Source organism: Pseudoalteromonas sp. SCQQ13, assembly GCF_015864415.1.
Lineage (GTDB): Bacteria > Pseudomonadota > Gammaproteobacteria > Enterobacterales > Alteromonadaceae > Pseudoalteromonas > Pseudoalteromonas nigrifaciens.
This window is the reverse complement of the sequence record NZ_JADYXG010000042.1, coordinates 1-2,581: the sequence shown is the minus strand read 5'-3', so window position 1 is coordinate 2,581 and position 2,581 is coordinate 1. Positions and strand designations below refer to the sequence as shown.

General features: G+C 48.7%; 2 rRNA genes. Both read right to left on the bottom strand.

Annotated features, from left to right (window positions below):
* Positions 1-890, bottom strand: a 23S ribosomal RNA gene (locus I6F41_RS17875); the annotation flags it as partial.
* A gap of 298 nt (positions 891-1,188) precedes the next feature.
* A 16S ribosomal RNA gene (locus tag I6F41_RS17870) occupies positions 1,189-2,581 on the bottom strand; the annotation flags it as partial.

The following is a 2,581-nucleotide window of genomic DNA, read 5'->3' as shown; positions in this document are numbered from 1 at the left end:
GGGTTGGTAAGTCGGGATGACCCCCTAGCCTTAACAGTGCTCTACCCCCGTAAGTATTCGTCCGAGGCTCTACCTAAATAGATTTCGGGGAGAACCAGCTATCTCCCGGTTTGATTAGCCTTTCACTCCTAACCACAAGTCATCCCCTAACTTTTCAACGTTAGTGGGTTCGGTCCTCCAGTTGATGTTACTCAACCTTCAACCTGCTCATGGCTAGATCACCGGGTTTCGGGTCTATACCTTGCAACTATTCGCCCAGTTAAGACTCGGTTTCCCTACGGCTACCCTATTCGGTTAACCTCGCTACAAAATATAAGTCGCTGACCCATTATACAAAAGGTACGCAGTCACCCAACAAGTGGGCTCCTACTGCTTGTACGTACACGGTTTCAGGTTCTATTTCACTCCCCTCACAGGGGTTCTTTTCGCCTTTCCCTCACGGTACTGGTTCACTATCGGTCAGTTGGGAGTATTTAGCCTTAGATGATGGTCCACCTATATTCAGTCAAAGTTTCACGTGCTCCGACCTACTCGATTTCACTTAAAATGTCTTTTCATGTACGGGACTATCACCCTGTATCGTGGCGCTTTCCAGCAGCCTTCCATTAACACATAATAAGCTTAAGGGCTGTTCCGATTTCGCTCGCCGCTACTTTCGGAATCTCGGTTGATTTCTTTTCCTACGGGTACTTAGATGTTTCAGTTCTCCGCGTTCGCCTCGTTAACCTATGTATTCAGTTAACGATACCTGCAAGCAGGTGGGTTTCCCCATTCGGAAATCCTAGTCTCAAGTGCTTTTTACTAGCTTGACTAGGCTTATCGCAAGTTAATACGTCCTTCATCGCCTCCAACTGCCAAGGCATCCACCGTGTACGCTTAGTCACTTAACCATACAACCCAAACGGGTCTTTGTTGTGTGACAGTTTAACTTCGCCAGAAGTCAATATTGAATACTAAAGTAGATACCAATCAATCAACTCAAAGAGTTAATTAAATGGCACTGAATGGTACTGCTACCATTCTTTTTTACTTTTGAAAACTCTTGATAAATAACAATGTTATTCATCAGAATTTTATTATCAGCTTTTCCAAATTTTTAAAGAGCATATTAATTAGTTATCCCGAAGGACAAGCACTAATTAACAATCATCTGTGTGGACACTACGAACAAATAAGTTCTAAATCGTATAAGGAGGTGATCCAGCCCCAGGTTCCCCTAGGGCTACCTTGTTACGACTTCACCCCAGTCATGAATCACTCCGTGGTAAACGTCCTCCCGAGGGTTAGACTATCTACTTCTGGAGCAACCCACTCCCATGGTGTGACGGGCGGTGTGTACAAGGCCCGGGAACGTATTCACCGCGTCATTCTGATACGCGATTACTAGCGATTCCGACTTCATGGAGTCGAGTTGCAGACTCCAATCCGGACTACGACGCACTTTAAGTGATTCGCTTACCTTCGCAGGTTCGCAGCACTCTGTATGCGCCATTGTAGCACGTGTGTAGCCCTACACGTAAGGGCCATGATGACTTGACGTCGTCCCCACCTTCCTCCGGTTTATCACCGGCAGTCTCCTTAGAGTTCTCAGCATTACCTGCTAGCAACTAAGGATAGGGGTTGCGCTCGTTGCGGGACTTAACCCAACATCTCACAACACGAGCTGACGACAGCCATGCAGCACCTGTATCAGAGTTCCCGAAGGCACCAAACCATCTCTGGTAAGTTCTCTGTATGTCAAGTGTAGGTAAGGTTCTTCGCGTTGCATCGAATTAAACCACATGCTCCACCGCTTGTGCGGGCCCCCGTCAATTCATTTGAGTTTTAACCTTGCGGCCGTACTCCCCAGGCGGTCTACTTAATGCGTTAGCTTTGAAAAACAGAACCGAGGCTCCGAGCTTCTAGTAGACATCGTTTACGGCGTGGACTACCGGGGTATCTAATCCCGTTTGCTCCCCACGCTTTCGTACATGAGCGTCAGTGTTGACCCAGGTGGCTGCCTTCGCCATCGGTATTCCTTCAGATCTCTACGCATTTCACCGCTACACCTGAAATTCTACCACCCTCTATCACACTCTAGTTTGCCAGTTCGAAATGCAGTTCCCAGGTTGAGCCCGGGGCTTTCACATCTCGCTTAACAAACCGCCTGCGTACGCTTTACGCCCAGTAATTCCGATTAACGCTCGCACCCTCCGTATTACCGCGGCTGCTGGCACGGAGTTAGCCGGTGCTTCTTCTGTCAGTAACGTCACAGCTAGCAGGTATTAACTACTAACCTTTCCTCCTGACTGAAAGTGCTTTACAACCCGAAGGCCTTCTTCACACACGCGGCATGGCTGCATCAGGCTTGCGCCCATTGTGCAATATTCCCCACTGCTGCCTCCCGTAGGAGTCTGGGCCGTGTCTCAGTCCCAGTGTGGCTGATCATCCTCTCAAACCAGCTAGGGATCGTCGCCTTGGTGAGCCATTACCTCACCAACTAGCTAATCCCACTTGGGCCAATCTAAAGGCGAGAGCCGAAGCCCCCTTTGGTCCGTAGACATTATGCGGTATTAGCAGTCGTTTCCAACTGTTGTCCCCC